Raw genomic sequence first — 26,415 nt, 5'->3', positions numbered from 1 at the left:
GTGGAGCCTGTGAAGCTTGCTGGGCGGATGGAACGTCTCGGGACCGAGTCTGCGTTCGAGGTGCTGGCCAAGGCGAAGGCGCTGGAGGCGAGTGGGCGGGAGGTCGTGCATCTCGAGATCGGGGAGCCGGACTTCGACACCCCGGAGCACGTGATCGCCGCCGCGCAGCAGGCCCTGGACAAGGGCTTCACGCACTACGTGCCGGCGCCCGGGATCCCGGAGTTGCGGACCGCCGTCACGGAGTTCCTCGAGCGCACCGGCCGGATGACGACCACCCCGGATCGGGTGCTGATCACGCCGGGCGCCAAGCCCATCATGTTCTTCACGATCATGGCGTTGTGCGAGGAGGGCGACGAGGTCCTCTACCCCGACCCCGGCTTCCCGATGTACGCGTCGATCGCCGCATTCGCCGGCGCGAAGCCGGTGCCGGTGCCGCTGCGCGAGGAGAACGGGTTCGTCATCGACCCCGACGAACTGCGGTCGCTCGTCACCGACCGGACCAAGCTGCTGATCCTCAACTCCCCGCACAACCCGTGCGGCAGCGCGTCGACCCCCGAGCAACTGCGGGCGATCGCCGAGATCGCGATCGAGCACGACCTCGTCGTCCTCAGCGACGAGGTCTACTGGGCGCTGCGCTACGACGGCGATCACCACAGCGTCCTCGACCTCGACGGGATGGCCGAGCGGACCATCCTCCTCGACGGCTGGTCGAAGACGTTCGCGATGACCGGCTGGCGGCTCGGCTTCGGCGTCTTCCCGCAACCCCTGGTCGAGCCGGTGACCCGCCTGCTGATCAACTCGGTGTCCTGTACGTCGGCCTTCAGCCAGTACGCCGCGATTGCCGCGTTGGAAGGCCCGTGGGACGACGTCGACCGGATGCTCGCGGCCTTCCGCGAACGCCGCGAGGTCATCGTCTCCGGCCTGAACGCCGTACCAGGCGTTTCCTGCGTCGAGCCCGGCGGCGCGTTCTACGCCTTCCCCAACATCAGCGAGCTCGGCGTGTCCGCGGCGACCCTGGCCGACCGCCTGCTCGACGAAGCCGGCGTGGCCTGCCTCCCCGGTACGTCGTTCGGCGGGTACGGCGAGAACCACCTGCGCTTCTCCTACGCGAACTCGGTCGACAACATCCGCCGCGCTCTCGACGCCTTCACGGCACTCGTCAGCTGAAAGCCTCCTCCGGGTGGATGAGCCGTTGTCCCGACGGACGCTCAGGGCTGGGCGTGATGGCCGGGACGCTCTCTCCCGCCTCGGTCATCCGCCGCGCGAGCCGCTCGCGCAGCCGCTCGGCGACGTGCACGTGCGACTGGTAGCCGATCAGGTTGTCGAGCTCGTCCGGATCCGCCATCAGGTCGTAGAGATACGCCTCGTCGTACCGGTCGGCGCCGGGACCGTCGTCCGCCGCGGTCACGCCGTACTTCCACCGCTGGGTGCGTACGGCGCGAGCCGTCTCCGACTCACTGACCTGCACGAAGATGTCGTCGGGCCAGTCCGCGGTGCGATCCTGCAGCAGCGGCACCACGGACCTGCCCTGCAGCTCGTCCGGCACCGGTAGGCCGGCCGCGTCGAGAAGTGTCGGCACGAGATCGATGTGGCTGATCAGCTGGTTCACCTGACCGCCGCCGGTGAAGACCCCGCCGGTCGCCACCGTCGGCACCCGGATCGACGCGTCGTGGACCGACCGCTTGTACTCGTCGTTGCGGGTCTTGAAATGATTCCCGTGGTCGGAGGTGAACAGCACGATCGTGTCGTCGCGCAGCCCGGGACTTGTCATTGCCTCGAGCAACCGTCCGTACGCCTCGTCGATCCGCTTGATCATCCCGTAGTACCCGGGCAACTGCCGGTGCGCTGTCCCGCCTAGGGTCGCGAGGTCCGGCGGCGTCCACGCCCCGCGGTAGCGCTCGGCGTACCCCTCGGGCGCGGGATAGTCGTCCCGCCGGTTCTGGTGATGCGGTTCGAGCAACGACACGAACAGGAAGAACGGTTGCTCCCGCGGTACGGCGACGTACCGGATGGCCGCGTCCGTCACCGCGTCCACCCGGTACCCGGGCAGCTTCACCCGCGCCCCGGTTCCGTCGTACACGATCGTGTCGTAGGCGTCCGACGTGTGCTCGAGCGCGTTGGCCGCGAGCCAGTACTCGTAGCCGCCGCGGTAGCGCGGGTCGACCGGTCCACGCGACGCCGGGTCACCCAGATGCCACTTGCCGATGTACGCCGTTTCGTAGCCGGCGGCACCGAAGTGGTGCGCGATCGTCGTCGAGTCCTCCGGCAGCGGGATCCCGTTGCGCCATGGCCCGGCCGTCGTCGGATAGAGGCCGGTCTGCAGCGTCGCGCGGGCCGGTGTGCACAGCGGTTGGCAAGTGAACGAGTTGGCGAAGTGTGTCCCGGCCCGGCCGATGCGGTCCAGGTTCGGGGTGAGGTCCAGTGGATTGCCGTGCAGGCCGGTGGTGTCCCAGCGTTGCTGATCGGTGAGGAAGACGACGACGTTCGGACGGGAAGGCATGCGGGCCATTCTCAGCTGCCGGAGAACGCTTGCCTAACCTTTCGGGCCGCGGTGCCGATATCGGCCAGCGCTTCCTCGCCGGCCATCAGCATGCTCTGCCGGATCCAGACCACCGAGTCCGCGGCCGCCTCGGCCACTGGGCACGGCTGCAGGTCGGTGTACGCCGAGAGAGCGCCCTCGCGAGACAGCGAGCGGTAGCCGGTGTCGAGGGGGATGCCCTCGGCCGCCATCGCGGCGATGAAGTCGGCTTTGCTGCGGCCCCGGAAGGCTCGCGGGTCGTAGCGCACCAACGCGAGGTGATGACTGCTTCTGGTCGTACCCGCAGGTGCCGGAAGGATTTCGAGTTCCTGGCGCAGGTAGTCGACCGCGCGCTCCCTGGCCCTGATCTGCTCGTCGAGCACAGCGAGCTGCGGGAAGAGGACCGCGGCCTGGAACTCGGTCATCCGCAGGTTCCACCCGACATCCGGATGCTCGTACCACCCGCCCTCGATGCTCCGGCCGACGTTGTGCAGCGCCCACAGCTTGCGGTACACGGCCTCGTCGGCCGTCACGACCAGCCCACCCTCGCCGGCCGTCATCGCCTTGCTGGACTGGAAACTGAAGCATGCCGCATCACCCAGCGTCCCGACCGGCCGGCCATGCCACGTCGCCCCATGCGCCTGCGCCGCGTCCTCTACGATCGGTGCGCCGTACCCCTTCAACGCATCGACATCCGCCGGGGCGCCGGCGAGATGCACCGGCATGATCGCCTTCGTGCGCGGCCCGATCAGTCGCTCCACTGCGGCCGGATCGAGATGCAGTGTCTCCGGCGTGACGTCGGCGATCACCGGGCGCGCACCGGCGAGCACAACCGCGGTCGCGCTGGCGACGAACGTGTACGCGGGCACGATCACCTCGTCGTCCCGTCCGACCCCGAGCGCCCGGAGCGCGAGGAAGAGCGCGACCGTGCCGTTCACGACCGAGACGCCGTACGGCGCTCCGATCGACGCGGCGAACGCCTTGGTGAACTCGCCGACCTTCGTGCCGGACGTCGCACCCCACGCGCCACTGTCCAGCACCTCGAGCAGGAGTTCCCGCTGCTCGGCGGTCGCGGGCGGCGGCCACGACGGCCAGCCGTCCGTGCGAACCGGCGTACCGCCATCGATTGCGAGTGTCACGGACGTCCCTCCAGGAGCCGAGTCATCGTGCCGAAGAGCAGCTGGTCGCGATCGGGCTGAGAGATCGGCGCGAGCTGTACCCGGCCGAGGCCGACGCGGAGATCGAGGAACAGCGCGTCGGAGCCGAAGACCATCCGGTCCGCGCCGACCTTGCCGACCAACCAGGCGAGGTGGCGTGCGGTCATCCTGGAGCCGCAGACCTCGAGCGTCACGTTCGGGTACTGCGACGCCACCTCGGCCGCCGCGGGGAAGCCGGCCGGGAGGAGCCCGGCGTGTCCCATCAGCACCTCGACCGACGGGTGCCGCGTTGCGACGACCGCGAACCGCTCGGGACCACACCACGGCGACCCGAACATCCCGTGCGCGAGGACGATGCAGCCATGCTCAGCCGCGAGCTTGAACGCAGGCTCGTATCCCGGCCCGTCCACCGGATGCTCGTGCGTGTCTGGGTGCAGCTTGAGGCCGACGACTCCCGATGTCGCCAGCAGGTCGGCCGTTCGCTCCACCGCCTCCGAGTCGTGCGGGTCGAAGACGGCGTACCCGAGGAAGCGGCCGGGGTGCTGCGCCATCTCCTCGAGCAGCAAGGCGTTCCCGGCCCGAGAGTCGGGGCCGATCGCGAGGAGATGCGAGACGCACATCGTCGCCACGCCGCAGCGGTCCATCACCCGGACCAGGCTCGCGGTCGAGCTGTCGGGGATCGCGAACGCGAACCACGACCCGAGATGCCCATGTGCGTCGATGATCATCGGAGCAGCTCCAGAACGTTGCCGCTGGCAATCAACGCGACGTCGTCCACGGGCAGCTCGAGATGGTCGAGCTGGAACCGCGGCCCGGCGTCGTCGGTCAGCGGTGCCCCGGTGCCGAACAGCACCCGGTGCGCGCCGTACCGCCGTACCACCCACTCGACCGACAAGTGCCCGCACAGCGTCGCGGTGTCCACGTTCAGCTCAGGATGGACCTCCAGCAGATCCGCGAGCTCGCGGAGCGCACGGTAGCCGGTGTTGATCAGCACGATCCGCAACGCCGGCACCTCACTCGCGAGCCGATGGATCTCCCCCGGATCCTCCAACGTGAGCAGCACCGTGATGCCACGCTCCGCCAGCTCGCGCGCCGCCTCGATCCCGTGCGGGCCGGTCAGCCTGAACCGGTGCTCGGACGGACACATCCGCACCAGCTTCGCCGTCTCCGGCACGGCCGTGCCCAGCGGCCCAGGTACGACGACTGGCACGCGGACCAAGCGTGGATCGTCCGGTACCTCAGCCGCTGTCGTCGGGTCGTAGTACAGGTCACGCGAATGCACGACGCACGCGGCATCGATCGCCAGCCGGTCGAGCTCGGCCAGCAGTCCCGCAGCGTCGGTGCTCGGCACGTCACCCGTCGGCACCGGACCGACGATGCGGTTGACGTCGATCACTCTCATGCGGTCAGCGCTGTCTGGACAGCAGATCGTCGGACTGCTTGGCTGCGGCGTCCAGGGCCTGCTGCGGCGTCTTCTTACCGGTCAGGACTGCCTGGATCTCGACGGCGAGCAACGCCATCACCTGACGGGCCGCCGGGTTGACCTCGCCGGAGTACGCGTACTGCAGGGCCTCCTCGAACTTCTTCGCCTGCTCGTCGTTGGCCGGCACCGGCGCGTCGGTTCGCGGGGACAGGAAGTTCGCCGCGGTCCCGAGGCTGATGACCTGCTTCGGCTGCGTCATGAAGGTGAGGAACTTCTCCGCCGCCTCGATGTCCTTCGACCCGGCGTTCACGGCGAGCCCACCGGGCAGGCCGAAGCCGACGCGCTTCTTGTTCTCCAGCGGTACGCCGACGATCACGTTCGCGGCACCCCAGCTCGCGGTCACCGTCTTGGCGTCGATCAGGGTGTTGGTGAAGCCCATCGCCACCTGCTGCTTGCCGAGCGCCTGGTCGGCGACCACGTTGGCGTTGCTCAAGGCACTCTTCGGGATCGCGCCCGCGTCGTACAAGGTCTTGAGGAACGTGAGCGCCTCGACGCCCGGCGCTTCGTTGAATGCCACCTTCTTGCCATCCGAGGCGAACACCGAGCCGCCGGCTTGCCAGAGCAGCGGGTAGAAGCTGAGGTTGAGCGAAGTCTCCGGCGAGGCGGAGTAGTCCAGCGTCGCGACGCCCGCCTGCTTGAGCTTCGGCGCGGCCGCCCTGATCTCATCCCAGGTCTCCGGCGGCTTCGTGATGCCGGCCTTGGCGAGCAGCTGCTTGTTGTAGATCGTCGTCGTGACTGTGTGGTAGATCGGCGCCGCGTAGAGCTTGCCGTCGACGGTCAGCGCGTCCAGCGCACCCGGCAGGAACTTCGCCTTGTCCGCCTCCAGCACCTTGTCGATCGGCTCGAGCGAACCACTCCTGACGAACTGCGGAATCTGGTCGGGACCGAGCAGCAGCACGTCCGGCCCCTTGCCACCGGAGAACGCGGTCGCGAGTTTCTGGTCCCGGTTCGCCCACGGCTGCTGCTCGATGCGCAGGTCGATGCTCGCGTTGGCCGCCTCGAAGTCCTTCTCGACCTGCCCCCAGTACGCCGTCGCCGCCTGATCGTCGGCGATCACCGGATACATCCACACCGTCACAACCGCCTTGCCCGACGACTCCCCCGAACCGCCACACGCACTCACCGCGGCCACCGCCAGCACCCCGAGCACGCCCACCAACCGTCTGACCTTCATCGGACCTCCCAGGTTCGCTTTACGGCCATGACCGAAACTACCGCGCCGACGGGAGGTCACGTCAACCCTTCACGCGGATCCGGCTGTGGCAGAGTGCGGTCATGGAGCTGCATGGGCATACGCATCGGCTGGACCTCGAGGATGCTTCGGTGCGGGAGTGGGATGCGACGGTGGTCGGGGTCGATCCGGAGCGTGGGATCGTGCTCGACCGGTCTGCCTTCTATCCGGGTGGGGGCGGGCAGCCGCCGGACGAGGGTGTGCTGTTGTGGGGCGGGGTGCGGGCCCGGATCGTGGGGACGGTCAAGGGGGACGATCTCTACCTGGTACCACAGGAGGGCGACCCGGTGCCGCCGGTCGGGACCGCCGTCCGTGGGGCGCTGGACGACGAGCGTCGCACGGCGTTGATGCGGACGCACTCCGGTCTGCACGTGCTGACGGGCGTGGTGTTCCGCGACTACGGCGCGCTGGTCACGGGCGGGAACATGGAGCCGCTCACCGCCCGGATGGACTTCGACCTGTCCGAGGTGCCGCCGGACTTCAAGGACCGCGTCGCCGAGGCGGTGAACGCGGAGATCCGTACCGACCGCCGGATCACGGTGAGCAACCTGCCCCGGGACGAGGCGTTCGCGATCCCGGACATCATCCGCACCGCCACGAACCTCTTGCCACCCGACATCGAGGTCGTGCGCATCGTCGACATCGACGGTCTGGACACCCAGGCCGACGGCGGTACGCATGTCGCCTCGACCGCGCTGATCGGCCGGATGGACGTGGTCAAGATGGAGAGCAAGGGCCGGGGTTTCCGCCGCCTCCGCGTCCGCCTCAGCTGACCCGCGTACGACGAGACGACTGCCTCGTCGCCGCCTGCTCGCCGGAGGTTGGTCAGGAGCGCGTCTTCTTCTTCAGCTCGGCTTCTTGCCGGCGGACCTCGGCCTGCGTTGCACGTTCGTGCTCCAGCCAGTCCGGGTTCTCGGCCCGGATGGCCTCGATGTCGTCCGTGGTCAGCGCCTCGGTGATCCCGGCGCGAGCGAGGCCACTGATCGAGACTCCGAGCCTGGCCGCCACCACCGAGCGCGGGTGCGGTCCGGTCCTCCGGAGCTCGCGCAGCCATTCGGGCGGATCCGCCTGCAGCGCATTCAGCTCGTCGCGCGACACGACGCCCTCCTGGAACTCGGCAGGGGTGGCCGGGAGGTACACGTCCAGCTTCTTCGCCGCCGTCGCGGGCTTCATCGTCTGGGGTGTCTTACGCGCTGTCATGGCAGCAGCGTAGTCCGTGCCGTGATCACGCCCGGTAACCTGACTGCCGTGACCGGACAATCCTCCTTCCGGCTGGGCTACGTGCCCGGCGTGACACCCACCAAGTGGGTGCGGATCTGGACGGAGCGGTTGCCCCGGGTCCCGCTGGAACTGATCCAGGTCACCGCCGCCGACGCGCCCGCGCTGGTCCGCGGCGGCGAGGCCGAGGCCGTCCTGCTCCGGCTGCCGATCGACCGCGACGGCCTGCACGCCATTCCCTTGTACGTCGAGCAGACGGTGGTCGTGGTCCCGAAGGACCACGTGGTCACGGCGGCCGACGAGGTGACCACCGCGGATCTCTCGGACGAACTCATGCTGCACCCGCTGGACGACGTCCTCGGCTGGGACCGCCCACCGGGGCGGATCATCGGCGAACGTCCGGCCGGCACCGCGGACGCGGTCGCGTTGGTTGCCATGGGCACCGGGTTGCTCGTCGTACCGCAGTCGCTGGCCCGGCTGCACCATCGCAAGGACCTCACCTACCGGCCGCTCACCGACGCACCGGAGTCACAGGTCGCGTTGTCCTGGCGTGACGACGACTCCTCGGAGCTGGTGGAGCAGTTCATCGGCATCGTCCGCGGCCGGACGGTCAACAGCACCCGCGGCCCGGCTCCGGCCGAGAAGCCGGCCACGACCGCGGCGAAGAAGTCGGCCCAGAAGGGCGCGCAGAAGAGCGGGCAGAAGAGCGGCAAGCAGGCGCCCGCGGGCGGGCGGCGGAAGCCGTCGCGCCGGCGCTAGTATCAGATTGAGTTCTCAACTACCATCGCCTCATGGCGATCTTCCGGTTGAATCACGCGGTGCTGTACGTCCGGGACGTGGCCGAGAGCGTCGCGTTCTACCGGGACGTGCTCGGCTTCGGCTACACCGAGGGCGGTGACGCGATGCAGGGCGCGGCCTTCCTCCGGGCGCCTGGGTCGACCAACGACCACGATCTCGGGCTGTTCCAGATCGGATCGGAGGCCGGTCCGTCCGGTGCCGGCCGGTCGACGGTCGGCCTCTATCACCTCGCCTGGGAGGTGGACACCCTCGGCGACCTCGAGGATCTGGCCACGACGCTGAGCGAGCACGGCGCCCTGGTCGGCGCGTCGGACCACGGTACGACGAAGTCGCTGTACGGCAAGGACCCGAACGGACTCGAATTCGAGATCGTCTGGATCATCCCGGCGGACCTGCTCACCGACGAGGACCGGCAGAAGGCCGGCGTCGCGCGGCTGGACCTGCCCGCCGAGGTCGCCAAGTACGGCCGCGACGCCCGCAGTGGCGTCGGCATCTCCCGCATCCTCGGCTGACCCCCCAGCCGTCTCCCGTCGCCGTGTCTCCCGTCGCGGCGTCTCCCGTCGTTGCGTCCGAAGATCCGAGGGTCAGGAACCTCACTTCTTCGGACGTAACGGGATTTCGGTGAGGTGGTGGGCGATTCGGAGTGAGCCGGCCAGGACCGTCAGCACTGGGTTCACTCCTCCGTTCGTCACGTGCAGCGACGCGTCGGCGATCCAGACGTTGTCATGTCCCCACACCCGCCCGTACGGATCGGTGACCGACCGGGCCGGATCGTCGCCCATCCGGCACGTCCCGGCCTGGTGCTGCCCGCTGCTCGCCCGTCCCAGCGTGCCGACCTGACCAACGGCCGTCCGCACCGCACCGGCCTCCTCCAGCCACTGCCGGGCCTTCGCGCTCATGAAGCCGTGCGCCCGCACATCCTCCGGATGGATCGACCCACTGATCACGACCACCGGGTTCCCGAAGCGATCGAGGACGCGGGGATCGACCCGGACCCGCGACTCCGCCGACGACACCTCCTGGATCGGCCCGACCACGCGCAGCATCCGCCGCGACTCGCGCCGCATCGCCGCCTTCCCCGCCGCCCCGGCGCGCGGGATCAGCCCGGCACCGGCCAGATAGTCGTACGTCGCGGCCGGCGTCGGCACGAACTCGTTGGCCAGCATCCCGCCACCGATGATCCCGTCGTTGCCATGCCGGAAGTCGCAGGTCGCGATCGACGCCCCGGGCCCGACCAGGTCCATGACCTCGTCGTCGAACAGTCCGGCCGCTCCGGCGTACACGTGGGCCTGGAGGTGCCTGCCGACCTGATCCTGGTTGTTTCCGAGGCCGTTCGGCTCGTGCTCGTGGGCGCTGTTCAGCAACAGCCGAGGCGTCTCGGACGCACCCGCGGCGACCACAACCTCCGCGCACTGCACAGTCCGTCGCCAGATCCCGCCGTACCCGTCATCGGCGACCAGTGCGACTCCGGTGACCCGGCCGGACTGGTCGGTGACCAGACGCTCGGCTGTCGTCTCGGTGACCAGCGTGCAGCGACCAGTCGCCAGTGCGGCCGGCAGCGCGGTGTTGTGAGTGCCAGCCTTCGCCTCAACCGGGCAAGCGAAGCCGACGCACTGCCCGCATCGGACGCAGCCGGCCCGCCCTTGGTAGTCGACCGAGTTGATCAGCAGCGGTACGTCGAGAATCCCCCAACCCAACCGGTCAGCGGCCGCGGCGAGGCGGTCAGCCGGACCGGTCCGCGGCAGGGGCGGCATCGGCAGCGGGATCGACCGTGGCTCGTGCCACGGATCCGTTCCACCGCCGCTCACGCCGAACCGTTGCTCGGCCAACGAGTAGTACGGCTCCAGGTCGTCGTACGTGATCGGCCAGTCCGCCAGCGCGCTCCCCTCGGGGACGCCGTACGTCGTGGCCATCGTGAAGTCGCGCGGAACGAACCGCCAAGCCTGCGCGCCGTACACCCGGGTTCCACCGCCGACCGTGAAGGCGTTGTTGCCCCAACCACCATCCGGCGGCAGCACCTGACTCGGTACGCCGTCGACCACGGCGATCCGTGGTCGACCGTGCGGATCGGGGTCGGTCACGGCCGGCAGCCCGGCCACCGAGCGAGGGTTCCGCAGATGGTCGTGCGTCAGCGATGCCGTGGTCGGGTAGCGCCCGGTCTCCACCACCAGCACGGACCGTCCGGACTCGGCCAGCACCTGCGCCGCCGCTCCCCCGCCCGCACCCGAGCCGATCACGACACAGTCGTACCGGTCCGCGAGCGCCGACCGCGGTGTGATCGTCAACTCGGTCTCGACTGCCGGAAAGTCGCCTGTCTGCCAGCCGACCATCGCCCACGCCGCCGGATCCGCGTAGTACCCCTGCTGCACCAGCCGCACGAGCCAAGCACCGTCGTCGTCCGCGAGTACCGCCTCGAGATCCGGCTCCGGCCCGGCCACCTCCAGCGCCCGCTCGACCCGCGCACGCCAGTCCGGCCGATCGAGCGTCAGCACCCGCTCGATGAACTCCACCGCCCCGGCCTCCGCCGCCGACGGGAAATCGTCCCTCGGTACGGCGACCTCCGCCAGCCGCTCCAGCACCATCCGCTGCTGCTCAGACAATCGCACGGACCAACCCAACCAGACGTAGCCTCAGCTGTCGTGGGCGATCTCTTCGTCCGGACAAGTTTGTACTTGCCGGTCCATTTTCGCCGAGCCACTCTGTGGGCATGGCACTTGATGACTATTACCTGCTCGGCCGGTCGGGGCTCCGCGTCAGCCGGCTGGCCCTGGGCACGATGAACTTCGGCACGGCCGGCTTCCACGCGCCGTACGGGAAGACCGAGGACGAGGCACGGGCGATCTTCCGCGCGTACATCGATGCCGGCGGCAACTTTCTCGACACGGCCGACTTCTACACCGCGGGCGAGAGCGAGCGGATCCTCGGCAAGCTGATCGCGGAGTCCGGGATCCGCGAGCGGATGGTGCTCACCACCAAGGCGACCAACAGCGTCGATCCCGGCGACCCGAACGCGGGCGGCAACGGCCGCAAGCATCTGATCCGCGCCGTCGAGGCGTCCCTGCGCCGCCTCGGCACCGACTACCTCGACCTCTTCCTGCTGCACACCTGGGACCGGATCACCCCGGTCGAGGAGGTCCTGCGCACGCTCGACGACCTCACCCGGGCCGGCAAGATCCGGTACGCCGGGCTGTCCGACGTACCGGCCTGGTACGCCGCTCGCGCGCAGACCCTCGCGGACGCGCACGCGATGACGCCGATGGTCAACCTGCAACTGCCGTACTCGTTGGTCGAGCGGACGATCGAGACCGAGCATGTCCCGGTCGGGCAACAACTCGGGCTCGGGATCACGGCATGGAGTCCGCTCGGCAGCGGGTTCCTGACCGGCAAGTACCGGCGGGACGACGCACAAGGCGTGGCCGGCGACGGGCGTCTCACCGGCGATGGCGCGCCGGTGCGGGCGTGGTCCGATCGGCACTGGGACCTGTTGAAGACAGTGGAGTCGGTGGCGGACAAGCTCGGCGTGACGATGGCCCAGGTCGCCATCAACTGGGTCGCGACGCAGCCCGGGATCGCTTCCGCGATCGTCGGTGCGAGCAGCCCGGAGCAACTGCAGGCCAGTATGAAGGCCCTCGACTTCGAGCTGCCGGACGAGCTCCGGACCGCACTCGACGAGGCCAGCGCCGTACCGCCGGAGTCGGTCTACCGGATGTTCACACCGGCGTACCAGGGCTGGCTGGTCAACCCGGATGCAAAGGTCGCCGACAAGCCGGTCGGCTATCGCCCGCCGGTGCTCAATTGGAACTAGCGCGCAGGTAGTCCAGGCACAGATCCAAGGCGTACTCGAGATGCTGGGCCGAGCCGCTTGACATCAGGATGGCGACGCCGCCTTGGATCGAGGCGACCAGCGCCGCGGAGGCACGGGCGGGATCCACGTCGGACCGGATCTCGCCCGCGGCCTTCATGTCCTCGATGCCGGCCTCGATCCGGCCCTGCCACTGCGAGAGCAGCTTGGCGGTCACCGCCTGCGCCGCCGGGGTGTGCCGGCCGATCTCGGTGATCAGTACGCCGAGTGGGCAGTTCACCCCTTGGCGCCGGTACTTCTCGACGACGGCGTCACGCCACTCGTGCCAGGCGTGCCACGAGGTCAACTGCCCGAGGTGCGGCTGCTGATCCTCCAGCACCTGATCGGCCTCGCGCTCCGCCACCGCCAGCAGCAACTGCTCCTTGCCGTCCGGGAAGTAATGGAACAGCTGGCTCTTGCCGGTCCGGCTCCGCCGCCCGACGTCGTCCAGAGTCACCGCGGAGACCCCGCGCTCCCGGATCTCGGCCGCGGCCGCCGCCACGATCCGCTCCCGCGTCGCCACACCCTTCGCCGTCAGCATGCCACCGACTGTACCCTCTAGTCCAATAAGCGACACCCCTCCGGACTCGGCGAACCCTCCACCGTGATGGGCATCCCACCAGTTGGAGGGTTGCCCACTGAGAATCCGAGGGGGCAACCCTCCAGTTCGGTAGGCAAGCCGGGCCGGTCAGGCGCGGGCCGTCAAACGCCGGCCGTCAAGCGCGGGCGAAGGCTTGGCTCGACCACCGTCCTACGGCGTGACCGGATGCGGCCGGTACGGCGCCTCCACGCGAGCGCGCTCGTCGGAGGTCAGGGTGAGGTCAGCCGCGGCGACCGCGTCCTCGACGTGCTGGAGCTTCGTGGCTCCGACGATCGGCGCGGTCACGCCGGGAGCGCCCATCAGCCAGGCGAGCGCGACCTGTGCGGGTGCTACTTCGCGCTCGGCCGCGACCGCACGGACGGCCTCCACCACCGCCAGGTCGCTCTCGCCGTACAGGTCGTCGGCGACCGGGTCGGCGCCGGATCTCGCCGTACCTCCGGTCCGGGCGAGCAGGCCGCGGGCCAGCGGGCTATAGGGGATGACGCCGACGCCCTGGTCGATGCAGAGCGGGATCATCTCGCGCTCTTCCTCGCGGTAGACCAGGTTGTAGTGGTTCTGCATCGAGACGAACGGGATCGGCGCCATCCGCTGCGCCTTCGCGAACTGCCAGGCGAACATGCTCGACGCGCCGAGATACCGGACCTTGCCCGCGCGGACGACGTCCGCGAGCGCGTCCATCGTCTCCTCGATCGGCGTCTCGTCGTCCCACCGGTGGATCTGGTAGAGGTCGACGTACTCCGTGCCGAGCCTGCGCAGCGACGCGTCGATCGCGTCCAGGATGTGCTTGCGGGACAGGCCGCGATCGTTCGGGCCCGGGCCGGTCGGGTAGTACACCTTGGTCGCCAGCACGTAGTCCTCACGCCGGCCGAAGAACTTGCCCAGCAGCCGCCCGGTCAGCTCTTCCCCGGTCCCTTTGGAGTAGGCGTCGGCGGTGTCGAAGAACGTCACGCCGCCCTCGACCGCCCGCCGGACGATCGGCTCGGCAGCGTCTTCACCGAGATGCCACTCCCGCGCTCCGCCGGTGCCGAAGCTCATCATCCCCAGGCAGATCCGCGAGACCCGCAGACCGGTCGCCCCGAGCCGGACCTGCTCCATCTCAGCGCCGCCCGTCGTTCAGCTCGGCGAGCTTCCCGAACACCCGCTTCGGCGTCCACCGGCCGTCGTCGCCGACCGCGACCAGGCCGTACGACGACAGGTCGAGGTCGTGCCGTGGATCGTCGGGACGGTGCTGCAGTTCGTAGCCTGCGAAGCTGAACCAGAACGCGGCCGCGAGCTCGATCCGGTCGAACTCCTCGACGAGCTCCAGCAGGTACTCCACTTGTTCCTCCTCGTCGCGCTCGAAGGTCCCTTTGATCGCCGGCGGGTCGGAACTCCGGTCCACGATCATCCAGCCCGAACCGCCGCGATCGCCCGCACCGCGGTAGGCGCAGCAGCCGAACTCGGTGACCGCCACCGGCTTGCCCCACTTCAGCCGGGCGTGCAGTTCGTCCCGGAAGTTCGCCGCGTTGGCGGCGTCGCGGTAGGCGTCGACACTGACGATGTCGAACAGCTCCCAGTTCACGTCCTCCCACATCCCCGCGGCGTAGGTGATCCGGCCGCCGAACACCCCGCGGGCCGCCGCCACCAACTGCTGCTGGACCTCGCCCCAGCGCGCCAGCCCGGCGAACAACTGCGCCATCTTCTCCTGATCGGTCCAGGTGGCGGGGTCGGCCATCGTTGCCAGCCGCTCCCCCGAGGTCTCGCCCGGGACGAAGCCCTTGCAGAACACGGACAGCTCGCACCCGAGCACCAGTACGACGTCGCCCCGGCCGGACTGCCGCAGTGTCTCCGCCCGGGCGGCGCACTCGGTCAGGAACGCGATGAAGTCGTCCGGCTCCAGATCCATCGGAACCGGCGAGAACCACAGGTCGAGCCCGGCCTCCAGGGCCGCCTCCCCCGCGATCACCAGCCGGTCCGGGTCGTTGCCCGACACCCGGACGGCCGGGGCGTGCAGGTCGTTCGCGATCACCCGCAGCTCGTCCCGGACCGTTCCGGCGTCGAACCGCGTGCGCGTGCTGCGGCCGTCGTACCGCAGGCCGGTGTCGTAGTTCACCCCAACAGGAAGCATGGTCAGCAGCCTAGCAACCAATCTCATACTCAGTACATCTTTTTATCGGGTATGACTCCCCCTATCCTGACGCCTGTGGACCAGCACGCACCGCCCGGCCGCCGGGAGCGGAAGAAGGCCGAGCTCCGGACGCGGATCTCCGAGGTCGCCACCACGCTCTTCCTGGAGCGTGGCTTCGACGACGTCTCGGTGTCGGAGATCGCCGAGGCCGCCGACGTGGCCCGGCCGACCGTCTTCGCGCATTTCGCGCGCAAGGAGGACATGCTGTTCGATCGCTATCCAGAGGCGGAGTCCCTGGTGGTTGCAGCGGTCACCGACCGGGCGCCCGGCACCTCCGCGGTGGCGGCGCTCTCCACCCTGCTGGTCGACCTGGCCGACGCGGGGCATCCGCTGGCCGCGATCCGCGGCCAGTTCGCCCGCTTCTGGGAGGTTGTCGCGTCGTCACGGGCTCTGCAGTCCCGGGCCCGCGAACTGCTCGACCACCTGGAGCAGGCGATCGCCGCCGCGATGGATCGCACCGAGGTGCCCGACGCGCGGCTCACCGCGGCCCTCACGGTCGCCGCCTACCGCACCGTGCACCTCGAGTCGGTACGGCGAATCCTGGCCGGCGACGACGCCGACGAGGTCGCCACCGATCACCGCCGGCGCATCGGCACCGCACTCGGGCGGGTGGACTACCTGAGGTAGCCGGCGATGGTACGGGCGCAGTCGATCGACTCGGCGTGCGCACTGTCGACCTCGACGTCGTACTTCACGCCCTCGTGGACGATCAGCGCCTGCTGCGCGCCCATGCCGACGGCCCGGTCGCCCCGGGCGAGCTCGCGACCCGCCACGACCTCGGGCGCGCACCGGACGCCGACCCAGAGCGTCTCGAGGTCACCGATCGCGTCGCGCCACCGCTGCTGTGAGGCCGCGCCGCCCAGGAAGACGTCGTCGATGATCACCCGGCCACCCGCCCGGCAGATCGCGACCATCCCGGTCACCCACGCCGCCTCCAGCTCCCGGAACGCCGGCCCGACAGAGACCGCGCCGTCCGGGCCGATCTCGATCCCGTCCGCCGCACCTTCCATCGCGGCCGGCATCGCATCGACGAAGTCGTCCACGCTGAAGGCCAGCCACGGCTCGTCCAGCACCGCCTGAAGACACCGCACGATCCCGGTCTTCCCGGAGCTGGATCCACCGTTGATGATCACCAAACGAGCTGCCACGGCGGCAAGGCTAGCTGTTCATCGGTGGTCTCTTCGACGGATTTGCGCCGGCCGGCGACTCCGAACAACGGCTGGAAGCCCGCTGTCCGGGGTCGACCGCGATCAGCGGATCAGCTGATCAAAGGCGAGCCGGTCAGCTGCCAGGTCGTCGAGCCCAGTCCGTCGTCGGTGATGTCGTACCCGACGGTTGCATCGGCGCTCCACCCGCCGGCGGCCAGGCTGCCCGTCTTCTGCGCGCCGATGGAAACGCTGCCCGAGTACTGGGCGTCCACCGATGAGGTGTAGTAGCTGCTGTCACTGGCCTGTACGACGTCGTAGCGCTCGAGGCGGATCTGCAGCCACATCGAGTTCAGGCGTGTCCCGCCGATGTAGCCGTAGTGGCCGGACCAACTGAAGTAGGCCATGGCCTGCCGGTAGGAACCTGACCCACTCACGCACAACGTGATGTTCAGGGTGATGTCCGGCTTGCCGGGCAGGTCCAGACTCCTGGCGTTCGTGTTGCACTGCTCCGCGGCATTGGCCGGTGCGACTCCCACGGTCGCCGCGCCCACCAGGGCCAGGGAGCCCGCCACCATCGCGGTTCCCAGGGACTTGGTAATTTTCTTCCTCACGAAGACTCCTTCGTCGGTAATTGGCTACACCTAAGACGAGGCAGCACCCTGGAATGTGACCGCAGCATGGTTGCCGTCAGCGGCGGGTCCGCTGTGCTTGCGCCCGCGGCGGATCTCCAGCGCGAGGAACGGCAGCGCGAACAACTGGATGACGGCCGTCAGCAGGTACGCCGGGCCGTAGCCCCAGACGTCCGCGGCGCGGCCGAGGGCGGGCTGGATCACCACGCCGCCGGCGGAGCCGAGCAGGTTGTCCGACGACAGCACGGTCGCCCGCTGCGCCGACGGGATGTGGCTGTTCAGGTACGCCTGCCGGACCGGGCTCATGGCGGCGAACATCGTGCCCCACACCATCAGCAGCCCGAGAGCGGCCCAGAACGAGGTCACCAGACCGATCAGCGCGATCACAGCGCCGGAGGTGGCGATGGCCACGACAAGGGTCAGGATCCGGTCCCGGAAGATCCGGGCGATGTACGACGCCGAGGCGCCACCCGCGATCTGGGCACCGGCGACGATCCCGGCGGACAGCCCCGCGATCGCATAGGAGTCGGCGTGGCCGCAGAGCTGAAGGAGATACGGCTGCGCGGCGTAGAAGCCGTACACGCTCGCTCCCGCAGTGAACGGGCCGGCGAGCATCACCCAGCGGACCGACGGGTTCAGCAGGCCGTGCCGCAGCGAGGCCCGCAGGATCCCGCCCATCTCGGCGCGCACCGAGACCCGCGGCTTCGGCGTGAAACCGATGTCGTGCATCGCCCGCCACGCCACGGCGAAGGTGATCACGAGCAGCACCGCGCGAGCGACGTACGGGACGCCGAGGTTCGTCACCTGGGCGAGCAGGCCGCCGCCGATCGAGCCGGCCATCATCGCGATCCCGCCGGCCACCTGCCCTTTGGCGAAGGCCTCGTCGAGCGATCCGCGATAGCCGGTCGCGTGCAGTCCGTCCACCAGCCACGCCTCGGTCGCACCGCTGAAGAACGTGAACCCGAGCCCGAGCAGCGCCGACACCACCGCCCAGGCCGCGAATGGCGCGCGCGTCTGCCACAACAGCAAGTAGAGCACCGTGGACGCGATCAAGGTCACCGTCCCGAGCAGGTACGACGTACGCCGTCCGATCGTGTCCGCCACGACGCCGGTGGGGATCTCGAACAGCACCATCCCCGCGGTGAAGAACGCGTTCGCGGCGAACGCCTGCCCGATGCTCAGCCCCGCGTCGAGCAGGAACAGGGTGTTGATCCCCCAGATCATCGAGGACGCACCCGTCGAGACGACGACCAGCTTGATGTAGGTCCGCAGTACCCGCTCCGGTGTCATCCCGGCACCTCCTCCTCAGTCACCGGGTACGTCGGAACCGGACGTCGCGTCTCGACACGGCTGCATCCCGGGCGCTGTATCGTCCGGTCCCGTGACGGATCATCAGCGGACGGACGTGGGCCATGGCCCGACCGCCCACAACACGGCCAAGCTCGCGGTCGTGATCGGCGCGCTCGGCGTGGTGTTCGGAGACATCGGGACCAGCCCGATCTACGCGCTGCAGACGGTCTTCAACCCCGAGGACCCGCACCCGGTGCCGGTCAGCGATTCGAACATCTTCGGGGTGGTGTCGCTGATCTTCTGGTCCGTGATGATCATCGTCACGGTCAGCTACGTCCTGCTGACGCTGCGCGCCGACAACGAGGGTGAGGGCGGCGTCACCGCGCTGATCACGCTGCTGCGCAGGTGGAGCACCACGCACCCGGGCCGCCGAGGGGCGATCGTGCTGGCGTCGGTGGGACTCTTCGGCGCGTCGCTGTTCTTCGGCGACAGCATGATCACTCCGGCCATCTCGGTCCTCTCCGCGGTCGAGGGGCTCAAGGTCGTCGAGCCGTCGCTGGCGGACTACGTCATACCGATCACCGCAGTGATCATCATCGTGCTGTTCCTGGTCCAGCGCCGCGGCACCGAGACGATCGGCCGGGTGTTCGGGCCGGTCATGGTCGTCTGGTTCGGGGTCATCGGCGCGTGCGGCGTCGGTGGGATCGTCGAGCACCCGGGGATCCTCAAGGCGCTGTCGCCGACGTACGCGATCGGTTTCCTGGCCGGCCATTTCGAGGTCGCGTTCTTCGCGCTGGCCGCGATCGTACTCGCGGTCACCGGCGCCGAGGCGCTGTACGCCGACCTGGGTCACTTCGGGCGCCGCGCGATCACCCGCGGTTGGCTGGGGCTCGTCCTCCCGGCCCTCGTGCTCAGCTACATGGGCCAGGGTGCGCTGATCCTGAAGGATCGGGCCAACATCAGCAGCCCGTTCTTCCTGCTCGTCCCCGACTGGGGGCGGTTGCCACTCGTGCTGCTCGCGACCGCGGCCACGGTGATCGCCTCTCAGGCCGTGATCACCGGAGCCTATTCGGTCGCCTCACAGGCGGCACAGCTCGGTTATCTGCCCAGGCTGCGGGTCGCGCACACGTCCGCGACCACGATCGGCCAGATCTACGTGCCGTGGATCAACTGGCTGCTCTTCGCCTCGGTGCTCACGTTGATCTTCGCCTTCCGCAGTTCGGCCGCACTGGCCTACGCGTACGGCATGACGGTCACCGGCACGATCACGATCACGACGCTGCTGTTCTTCTACGTCGCGCGGTATCGGTGGAACGTCCCGAAGTGGCTGATCGCTCTCGGGGCCGTTCCACTGCTCGCGGTCGATCTGCTGTTCGTCGCCGCGAACCTCACCAAGCTCCTGCACGGCGCCTGGCTGCCGCTGCTGATCGCGATCACCGCGTTCACGATCATGACCACCTGGCAACGCGGCCGCGAGGTCGTCACCGCCGAACGCGAACGCACCGAGGGCCCACTGCGGGAGTTCGTCGACCAGCTCCGCTCCGGTGAGCTGACCGCCCGCACGGTCCCCGGTACGGCGATCTTCCTCAACCGGGGCAACGTGACCACGCCGCTGGCGCTGCGGGCCAACGTCCAGCACAACCAGGTCAGGCACGAGCACGTGGTGATCCTGTCGATCGAGACCCAACCCGTCCCCCGCGTCAGCGCAGACCAGCGGGCCGTCGTCGACGACCTCGGGTACGGCGACGACGGGATCACCTATGTCACCGCGAAGTTCGGTTACATGGAGACCCCCGACGTACCGGCCGCCCTGGCCACGCTCGCCCCGGACGCCACCGAGGGCCCTCTCGACCTGGACAAGGCTTCCTACTTCCTGTCCAAGATCGAACTCCGCCGGGGCGAGGCCAAGACGATGGCCCCCTGGCGCAAGCAGTTGTTCATCGCGACCTCTCATATCACCGCCGACGCGGCCGAGTTCTTCAACCTCCCGCGCGATCGCACCGTCATCATCGGATCCCACATCGAGGTGTAAGGCGAACGATTCGTCCAAGCGTCGCAGGCGATTGCCCGGTGTGCGTCGGTCGAGGACGTAGTCGAGGCGCTCGCGTACGCCAGGCACGCCGGGGCGCACGACTGGCCCAGGTGCTGGGGCCTGAGACAGGAACTGGTGGGCTGCTACAGGCTATTTCTTGTCCCCACCCACCAGAACGTGTCCCATCCTCCGAGAGCCGACCAGCTGTACGGCCCCTCCAGAGCCGGCTGTCTGGCGCAATGGGCCAACTCTCGCTCCGCGACACAGTGTGCGGGTTTTGACGCTTTCCGGAACTTCGCGGTCACATGGCGCACTCTTGTTTCCGGAGATCGCCTGGGGTCCCACCGATCTCACGAGCGAGTGCAACTAGAGCCAGGGCGGCAGCGGCTCGGCCGGTTTCCCGTCCGCTGCGAGCACACCGTCGTACGACCGCCCGGCGAGATACGCGGCCACCTCCGGCAGCGGACCCGTCACCTCGGCTACGTCGCCACGCTTGGCCCGGATGTCCACGGACAGGGCTTCGAGGAAGTCGGCCGGCAGATCGGCGAAGGTCACGCCCGTGCCGAGGTCGACCGCGTGGATCATCACCTCCCGGCTGCGCATCCACGGGGTATCGGACGCAGGGATGTCTCGTCCTTGGGCATTGACCAACGGCCGCTGCCACTGCTCGTCGGTCAGCTCGGTCATCGCGTCCGCGAGCACCCGCGCGGACTCCTCGAACCAGGCGAGCAACTCGTCTGCCGGCCGCACCGCGGCCGCCTCGATGTCCGCGCCGCGCTGCTCGGGCGACGCGTACATCCGGCGCTCCTCGCCGGTCCTCGCCCAGTGCACGAGGTTGCCGATCGCCTCCGCGTTGAGCGACAGATGAGCCGCCACATGCTTGCGGGTCCACCCCGGCAGCAGCGATGGTCCGTCCAGCTCCACGAGCGCTCCCCGGCACAGCGCCGTACCCGCGGCAACCCACTCGTGCGATCGCATCAGCCTGCTCATGGTCGAAACGTAGCGGACCAGGCCAACCTCCGGGTCCGGCGTACGGCGCGGGTTCTTGCGGCGGTGCGGCGATCTGGTGAAACTGAGCCGAACGAAAGAGGGGGCTCCATGGTGACGACGATCGGGGTGGTCGGGCCGTCTGATCTGGTCACCTCCAGCAGCCGGATCGTCGGGGCGCTGCGCGGGGTGGAGGTCGTCCCGCTGCGCTACCGGCGCGAGACCGACACCCCGAAGGTGATGGCCGAGGCGCCGCCGAGCGTCGACGCGTGGCTGTTCACCGGCGTGGTCCCCTATCAACTCGCGGCCGCGCACGGCCTGCTCGACCGCCCGGCGGCCTACGTCGAGTACACCGGCGCCACGCTGATGCGGGCGTTGGTCCAGCTGCTCCGGGAGGGCCGCGACGTCACCTCGATGAGCATCGACGTGCTCGACGAGGCCCAGGTCCGCGAGACGCTCGACGAGGTCGGGTTGCCGACCCGCGGGATCCGCGTGCTGCCGTATCGCCAGGGGCTGAGCTCCGACGACGTGATCGCGTTCCACCGCAAGGCCGGCGCCACTGTCGCGATCACCTGCCTGCGATCGGCGTACGAGAAGCTCCGGACCGAGCAGACCACCCTCCGGCTGGCGCCGTCGGTCCACTCGGTGCGGGCGGCCGTGAACAGTCTGCTGCTCGTCCATGACGCTTTGCGCAGTGACGATGCGCAGATCGCGCTGGGTCTGGTCGAGATCGCCGCCGACGGCGAGAGTGCGCTCAGGCGCGAGGCCGGCTCGCTCGGGGGCAGCGTCATCCGGTACGACGACAAGCGGTATCTGGTCGTGACCACGCGCGGACCGCTCGAGCAGGCGACAGCTGCGTTCACCGAGCTCGGCATGCTGACCAGGCTGAAGGAGCAGTTCGGCCCGGTGCGGATCGGATTCGGTATCGGCGGCTCCGGGACCGAGACGGAGGCGCTCGCCCGGCGGGCGCTCGGCCGCGCGAAGACAGCCGGCCGGACCGCGGCTGTGGTCTCGTTGCGCAACGACATCGATCTCATTCTGGTCGGCGGCGCGGCACCGCGAGCGCAGCAGCGCTCGAAGCTGCAACTTCTCGCCCAGCGAGCAGGGCTGTCCAAGGCGACGCTCGAGCGCCTGCAGGAGCTCGTGCACGCCACGCCGGAGGACGGACTGACGACCCGGACCGTCGCCGACTACCTCGGCATCCAGCCCCGCACCGCCCGCCGGGTTCTCAACCGGCTGGAGCGCGCCGGGCTCGCCGACGCCACCGGCACCCAGCTCGGCAACGGCAGCGGCCGCCCGCTGGTCGTCTACCGCGTTCATCTCTGATCTTTTCCCGGCCTGTTGACGCACTAACGCACGTCCGGCTAATTTCAGCCATGACCGTAATTCGGTGCGCCGCGTCCCGGGAGGCCTTGTGGACAAGCGATTCACACGGGGATTGAGCAGTCTCGTCGTCATATGTGCAGGCCTGGTGAGCGTTTCGGCGTCGGCCCAGGCAGCAATTCCGGACTTGACCGAAACCACCGTCACCAACCTGGGACCCGCCTCCGCGGTGACCTCGACCAGCGTCGCCGAGCAGGTCGGCGACCGGATCTGGACCATCACGTCCGGCGTCTCGCCGGTCCAGGTCGGCGCCTTCGACCCGGCCGGCCGAACGATCGACCGCAAGCTCTCCCTGCCCACCGGCGCCGGCGCCTGGGCGATGACCCATATCGGCACCGATCTGTACGTCGGCCTCTACACCCCCGGCGACGTCTACCGGATCGACACCACGACCGGGATCGCCACCAAGGTGGCTCGGTTCGGCTCGTTCATCTGGTCGATCGCCGCGACACCCGACGGCAAGATCGTGGCCGGCACGTACCCGGACGGTGCCGTGCACGAGTACGACCCGGCCACCGGCGCCACCAAGGAGTACGGCGCCGCCATCGCCGGTGAGCAGTACGTCCGCAGCATCGCCGCCGACGCGACCACGATCTACGCCGGCGTCGGCACCAAGGCCCACCTGATCGCCATCGACCGCACCACCGGTGAGCGCCGCGACGTCCTGCCTGCGAAATACGCCGATCGCACCTTCGTCGCCACGCTGACCCTGGAAGGTACGACGCTCGCCGCCGGCCTCTCGCCGACCGGCACGATGCTGCTGTTCGACACCGCCGACCTGAGCAACCCGGTCGAGGTCCAGACCCCGGGCGGCGATCAATACGTCACCGCGATCACCATCGACTCACCGACCGGCGACATCTACCTCGGCACCCGGCCGTCGGGCACCTTGTACCGGTACCGCGACACCACGCTCAGTCGACTCGGTTCGCCGTACGACGGCGCCTACTTCAACCGGATCTTCGTCGACGGCTCGGCCATCCGTGCGGAGCTGACCAGCCAGGTCGTCGACTTCGACCAGGCATCCGGGACGTTCACCGGCACCGATCTCGGTCAGGCCGGACTGCCGCCCGCACCGGAGCAGGCGATGGCGATCGCCGCCACCGCGACCTCGGTGCTGGTCAGTGGCAAGGCCGGCGTCCAGGTCCACGACCTGGCGACCGGCACGAGCACACGAACCTTCCTTCCGGGCGAGGCGAAGACGCTGACCCCGGTCGGCCGGGACGTCTACCTCGGCGTCTACACGCTGGCCCGGCTGTGGTCGATGAAACCGGACGGCACCGCCCTGCACGAGCTCGGCCAGATCGGCAACGAGCAGACCCGGCCGACCGACGACGCGTACGACGCGCGGTCGCGGACCTGGCTGATCTCGACAGAGCCCGACTACGGCAAGTACGACGGGACTCTCACCGAGCAGCACCTGGATACCGGCGTACGCGAGGTGCACCGGGGCGTCGTACCGCAGCAGTCCGTCCGATCCGTGGCCACAGACGATGGCATCGCCTATCTCGGTGGCGCGACCCGGAACAGTCTGGGGACCGACCCGATCTTGCCGGAGGCAACTGTCGTCGCGTTCGACCTCCGCCGCAACCGCACGTTGTGGGAAGTCGCTCCGCTCCCGGGTGCGCAGAGCTACAGCGATGTGCTGATGTATCGCGGTCGGCTCTATGCGACCACCGACGACGGGCGGCTCGCCGTCCTGGATCCCCACACCGGCAAGGTGCTCGCCACCGCCGTGATCGGGGCCGCGCAGAGCCGGCTGTCGGTCGCCCGAGCCGGGCTGTTCGGGACCGACAGCCAGCGCGTGTTCCAGGTCGTCCCGAGCAAGACGGGCGCGCCGACGGTGACGACGGTCGTCGACGGGCTGGGTGCGCAGATCTACAGCTATCCACTGATCACTGCGTCGCCCACGGGTGACGCGCTCTACACGATCAAGGGCCGCGACCTGGTCCGGATCGAGGGGCTGCGATGACTGTCTCCCGCCGTACGGTGCTGGCCGGCGCGCTCGTGACCACCGCCGCCACCGCGCTGCCCACGACGGCCGCTCATGCCGAGGACGCTCCGATCGACGGCACCACGCTGCCCAGCTTCGGGCCCGCCTGTCTGACCGCGGCCGTGGTCGCGATGGCGGTCCACGACGGCCGCGCGTACGTCATCAGCCGGGGCATCGTGCCACCGCGACTGACCGAGATCGACCTCACGACGAGGCGAGTCACCAGGACGGTCGAGCTCCCGGTCGGTGAAGGCGGCTGGGGTATCACGGTCGCCGCCGGCAAGGTCTACGTCGGCCTCTATCCGGTCACCGACGTCTACTGCTTCGACCCGATCACCGCTGAACTCACCCGGGTCGGCAGCCTGGCCGGAGCCGGCGGCTTCGTCTGGGACCTGGTGACCTCACCCGACGGGCAGGTCTTCGCGGTCAGCTACCCGAACGGCACGATCTGGCAGATCGACCCGGCCACCAACGCCCTCACCCGAATCGGGACTCCGGTGGCGGGCGCGCAGTACGGGCGGTACGTCGGTGCCGCAGGCAACTTCGTCTACGCCGGGATCTACGCCCCGTCGCAGCTGGTCTGCTACGACCGGACGGACGGCAGCTTCCGCGACCTGACGCCGGAGGCGATCCGCGGGCAGAAGTTCGGGCCGTTCGCCGCTTCCGACCGGATCTACGCGGGCACCGATGGCTCGTTGGTGAGCATGGCGCTCGACGGCAGCGACGTACGGATCGTGCCGCTGCCGGCCGGCGAGACGAGTATCGACGCGCTCACGGTCGCTCCGGACGGTACGGCGTACGCGACGACGCGGGGCTCGGGGACCGTCTGGTCGTGTGGGCCGGGCGACACGAGCCTGACCGCGATCGCCACGCCGGCGCCTGCCGATGAACATCGCAAGCTGGAGCTGCTCGATGCGAACACCCTGCTCGGCTCGACCGGGTCGGGCGTGCTGTGGTGGCTCGATCTGGTAACTGGTGAGTTCGAGCTGCTCGATCTCATCGACGCGGGCTTCATCCCCGAGGCCGACAAGCCGCAGTCGATCACGCTCGGCGACCCACACCTGTATGTCGGCGGCCACTGGGTCATCAGCGAGCACGCCGTCGCGACCGGCACCACGCGGCGGATCCGCGTCGCTGGCGAGGCGAAGACGCTCACCTGGCTGCGTGGCGAGCTGTACTCCGCGCTCTATCCGAGCACCGAGGTGGTCCGGGTGAATCCGCGCACCACGGAGGTGCACAGCTTCGGCACGATCGGCCATGACCAGCTCCGGCCTTGGCAGGCGGCGTACGACGCGAAGTCGAAGCTGCTGGCGATCGCATCGGCACCCGGAACGGGGAAGCTCACCGGAGCGCTGACACTGCTCGACGTACGGACCGGCGAGCTGGACGTGCACTACGGCATCCTGCCCGACCAGAGCGTGATGACGGTCTCGATCGTCGACGGCATCGCCTACCTCGGCGGCGACGTGGTCGGCGGGGGCGGCATCACCCCGATCCGGACGTCGGCCGCGATCGCCGCCTTCGACCTGTGCAAGCGGAAGCTGCTGTGGACAGTCGAACCACTCGCCGGTGAACGGTCCATCCAGAGTGTCGCAGTGCGCGACGGGGTCTTGTACGGCGTACTGAAGCGGACCAGCGGCGGCTGGTTCACGTACGACCTCCGGACCAAGACCGTCGTCCGCGGCACGAACAAGCTCTCCGGTTACGGCCAGCTCCACACGGACCGCACCGGGGTCTACTGTGAGACGAACTTCGGCGGGAACCTGTACCAGCTCGGGCCGGGGCTCACCGAGGCGAAGCTGCTGGTGAACAAACTCGGCGACGGGTGGTACACCGTGCCCCAGCTGACGCCGGTCCGCGGCGAGCGGCACAGCGTGTGGGGACTCGCCGACCGCGATCTCGTCCGCCTACCGTTGCCGTGAGCAACATCAACTCCAGG

At 69.2% G+C, this 26,415-nt stretch carries 24 protein-coding genes; 10 read left to right on the top strand and 14 right to left on the bottom strand.

The features are described 5' to 3' along the window. Positions 1-9 precede the first annotated feature (9 nt). Positions 10-1,167, top strand: coding sequence for a pyridoxal phosphate-dependent aminotransferase (locus tag OG555_RS32460; protein WP_329476364.1), 1,158 nt, complete (start codon positions 10-12; stop codon positions 1,165-1,167). Here the strand turns inward: OG555_RS32460 and OG555_RS32455 are convergent. Genes OG555_RS32455 through OG555_RS32435 form a run of 5 tightly spaced genes read right to left on the bottom strand, consistent with a single transcriptional unit; the run spans position 1,160 to position 6,332 of the window. Next, positions 1,160-2,500, bottom strand: coding sequence for a sulfatase-like hydrolase/transferase (locus tag OG555_RS32455; RefSeq protein ID WP_329476363.1), 1,341 nt, complete (start codon positions 2,498-2,500; stop codon positions 1,160-1,162). The two genes, OG555_RS32460 and OG555_RS32455, sit on opposite strands and share 8 nt — an antisense overlap. A gap of 11 nt (positions 2,501-2,511) precedes the next feature. Further along, positions 2,512-3,657, bottom strand: a complete 1,146-nt coding sequence (locus tag OG555_RS32450) for a DegT/DnrJ/EryC1/StrS family aminotransferase (RefSeq protein WP_329476362.1) — start codon at positions 3,655-3,657, stop codon at positions 2,512-2,514. Further along, on the bottom strand, positions 3,654-4,403 hold the full coding sequence (locus OG555_RS32445) for an amidohydrolase family protein (protein ID WP_329476361.1): 750 nt from the start codon (positions 4,401-4,403) through the stop codon (positions 3,654-3,656). Before OG555_RS32445 ends, OG555_RS32450 begins: the two co-directional genes overlap by 4 nt. After that, on the bottom strand, positions 4,400-5,077 hold the full coding sequence (locus OG555_RS32440) for an amidohydrolase family protein (RefSeq protein WP_329476360.1): 678 nt from the start codon (positions 5,075-5,077) through the stop codon (positions 4,400-4,402). Before OG555_RS32440 ends, OG555_RS32445 begins: the two co-directional genes overlap by 4 nt. A gap of 4 nt (positions 5,078-5,081) precedes the next feature. Continuing rightward, positions 5,082-6,332 (bottom strand): ABC transporter substrate-binding protein, encoded by a 1,251-nt coding sequence (locus OG555_RS32435; protein ID WP_329476359.1) that lies wholly within the window; start codon positions 6,330-6,332, stop codon positions 5,082-5,084. A gap of 101 nt (positions 6,333-6,433) precedes the next feature. Between OG555_RS32435 and OG555_RS32430 the strand changes: the two genes are divergently transcribed. Further along, positions 6,434-7,162: an alanyl-tRNA editing protein gene (locus tag OG555_RS32430; RefSeq protein ID WP_329476358.1), complete on the top strand. Its 729-nt coding sequence runs from the start codon at positions 6,434-6,436 to the stop codon at positions 7,160-7,162. Between the two features lie 52 nt (positions 7,163-7,214). Here the strand turns inward: OG555_RS32430 and OG555_RS32425 are convergent, their stop codons facing one another. After that, positions 7,215-7,589, bottom strand: coding sequence for a DUF5997 family protein (locus OG555_RS32425; protein WP_329476357.1), 375 nt, complete (start codon positions 7,587-7,589; stop codon positions 7,215-7,217). A 48-nt stretch (positions 7,590-7,637) separates the two neighbouring features. On the opposite strand from OG555_RS32425, the gene OG555_RS32420 reads away from it, so the two are divergent. Together OG555_RS32420 and OG555_RS32415 are read left to right on the top strand one after the other, a co-directional pair. Continuing rightward, positions 7,638-8,366: a LysR substrate-binding domain-containing protein gene (locus tag OG555_RS32420; protein WP_329476356.1), complete on the top strand. Its 729-nt coding sequence runs from the start codon at positions 7,638-7,640 to the stop codon at positions 8,364-8,366. 32 nt (positions 8,367-8,398) lie between these two features. Beyond that, positions 8,399-8,917, top strand: a complete 519-nt coding sequence (locus tag OG555_RS32415; RefSeq protein WP_329476355.1) for a VOC family protein — start codon at positions 8,399-8,401, stop codon at positions 8,915-8,917. Between the two features lie 81 nt (positions 8,918-8,998). Here the strand turns inward: OG555_RS32415 and OG555_RS32410 are convergent, their stop codons facing one another. Continuing rightward, positions 8,999-11,011, bottom strand: a complete 2,013-nt coding sequence (locus tag OG555_RS32410) for a GMC oxidoreductase (protein WP_329476354.1) — start codon at positions 11,009-11,011, stop codon at positions 8,999-9,001. 101 nt (positions 11,012-11,112) lie between these two features. Here OG555_RS32410 and OG555_RS32405 point away from each other — a divergent pair, with 101 nt between their 5' ends. Continuing rightward, the gene (locus OG555_RS32405; protein ID WP_329476353.1) at positions 11,113-12,210 is read left to right on the top strand and encodes an aldo/keto reductase; all 1,098 of its coding nucleotides are present in this window, start codon (positions 11,113-11,115) and stop codon (positions 12,208-12,210) included. On the opposite strand, the gene OG555_RS32400 is transcribed toward OG555_RS32405, so the two are convergent. The 3 genes from OG555_RS32400 to OG555_RS32390 all read right to left on the bottom strand — a co-directional run bounded on the left by OG555_RS32400 (position 12,197) and on the right by OG555_RS32390 (position 14,954). Beyond that, entirely contained in the window at positions 12,197-12,787 is a 591-nt protein-coding gene (locus OG555_RS32400; RefSeq protein WP_329476352.1) for a TetR/AcrR family transcriptional regulator, read from the bottom strand. The genes OG555_RS32405 and OG555_RS32400 overlap by 14 nt on opposite strands. Positions 12,788-12,997: 210 nt before the next feature. Then, positions 12,998-13,942, bottom strand: a complete 945-nt coding sequence (locus OG555_RS32395; protein WP_329476351.1) for an aldo/keto reductase — start codon at positions 13,940-13,942, stop codon at positions 12,998-13,000. A gap of 1 nt (position 13,943) precedes the next feature. Then, complete coding sequence (locus tag OG555_RS32390) at positions 13,944-14,954, bottom strand: hypothetical protein (RefSeq protein ID WP_329476350.1); 1,011 nt, start codon at positions 14,952-14,954, stop codon at positions 13,944-13,946. Between the two features lie 75 nt (positions 14,955-15,029). Between OG555_RS32390 and OG555_RS32385 the strand changes: the two genes are divergently transcribed. Next, complete coding sequence (locus OG555_RS32385; RefSeq protein ID WP_329476349.1) at positions 15,030-15,641, top strand: TetR/AcrR family transcriptional regulator; 612 nt, start codon at positions 15,030-15,032, stop codon at positions 15,639-15,641. Here the strand turns inward: OG555_RS32385 and cpt are convergent. From cpt to OG555_RS32370, 3 genes are all read right to left on the bottom strand, one after another. Next, complete coding sequence (cpt, locus tag OG555_RS32380; protein WP_329476348.1) at positions 15,629-16,162, bottom strand: chloramphenicol phosphotransferase CPT; 534 nt, start codon at positions 16,160-16,162, stop codon at positions 15,629-15,631. The genes OG555_RS32385 and cpt overlap by 13 nt on opposite strands. Positions 16,163-16,272: 110 nt before the next feature. Continuing rightward, positions 16,273-16,773, bottom strand: coding sequence for a hypothetical protein (locus OG555_RS32375; RefSeq protein ID WP_329476347.1), 501 nt, complete (start codon positions 16,771-16,773; stop codon positions 16,273-16,275). Positions 16,774-16,803: 30 nt separating this feature from the next. Further along, a complete protein-coding gene (locus tag OG555_RS32370; RefSeq protein WP_329476346.1) occupies positions 16,804-18,081 on the bottom strand; it encodes an MFS transporter in 1,278 nt (425 codons plus the stop codon). A gap of 91 nt (positions 18,082-18,172) precedes the next feature. Between OG555_RS32370 and OG555_RS32365 the strand changes: the two genes are divergently transcribed. Then, positions 18,173-20,113: a potassium transporter Kup gene (locus tag OG555_RS32365; RefSeq protein WP_329476345.1), complete on the top strand. Its 1,941-nt coding sequence runs from the start codon at positions 18,173-18,175 to the stop codon at positions 20,111-20,113. A 366-nt stretch (positions 20,114-20,479) separates the two neighbouring features. Here OG555_RS32365 and OG555_RS32360 read toward each other — a convergent pair whose 3' ends face one another. Continuing rightward, on the bottom strand, positions 20,480-21,103 hold the full coding sequence (locus OG555_RS32360) for a maleylpyruvate isomerase family mycothiol-dependent enzyme (protein WP_329476344.1): 624 nt from the start codon (positions 21,101-21,103) through the stop codon (positions 20,480-20,482). A 108-nt stretch (positions 21,104-21,211) separates the two neighbouring features. Between OG555_RS32360 and OG555_RS32355 the strand changes: the two genes are divergently transcribed. The 3 genes from OG555_RS32355 (at position 21,212) to OG555_RS32345 (ending at position 26,398) form a co-directional block, all read left to right on the top strand. Then, positions 21,212-22,426: a helix-turn-helix domain-containing protein gene (locus tag OG555_RS32355; protein ID WP_329476343.1), complete on the top strand. Its 1,215-nt coding sequence runs from the start codon at positions 21,212-21,214 to the stop codon at positions 22,424-22,426. A gap of 145 nt (positions 22,427-22,571) precedes the next feature. Continuing rightward, positions 22,572-24,455, top strand: coding sequence for an outer membrane protein assembly factor BamB family protein (locus tag OG555_RS32350; protein WP_329476342.1), 1,884 nt, complete (start codon positions 22,572-22,574; stop codon positions 24,453-24,455). Beyond that, the gene (locus tag OG555_RS32345) at positions 24,452-26,398 is read left to right on the top strand and encodes a hypothetical protein (protein ID WP_329476341.1); all 1,947 of its coding nucleotides are present in this window, start codon (positions 24,452-24,454) and stop codon (positions 26,396-26,398) included. Before OG555_RS32350 ends, OG555_RS32345 begins: the two co-directional genes overlap by 4 nt. The last annotated feature ends 17 nt before the right edge of the window (positions 26,399-26,415 follow it).

This window comes from Kribbella sp. NBC_01484 (assembly GCF_036227145.1).
GTDB lineage: Bacteria > Actinomycetota > Actinomycetes > Propionibacteriales > Kribbellaceae > Kribbella.
Note: the sequence above shows the minus strand (reverse complement) of the source record. Positions and strands in the feature narration are given on the sequence as shown.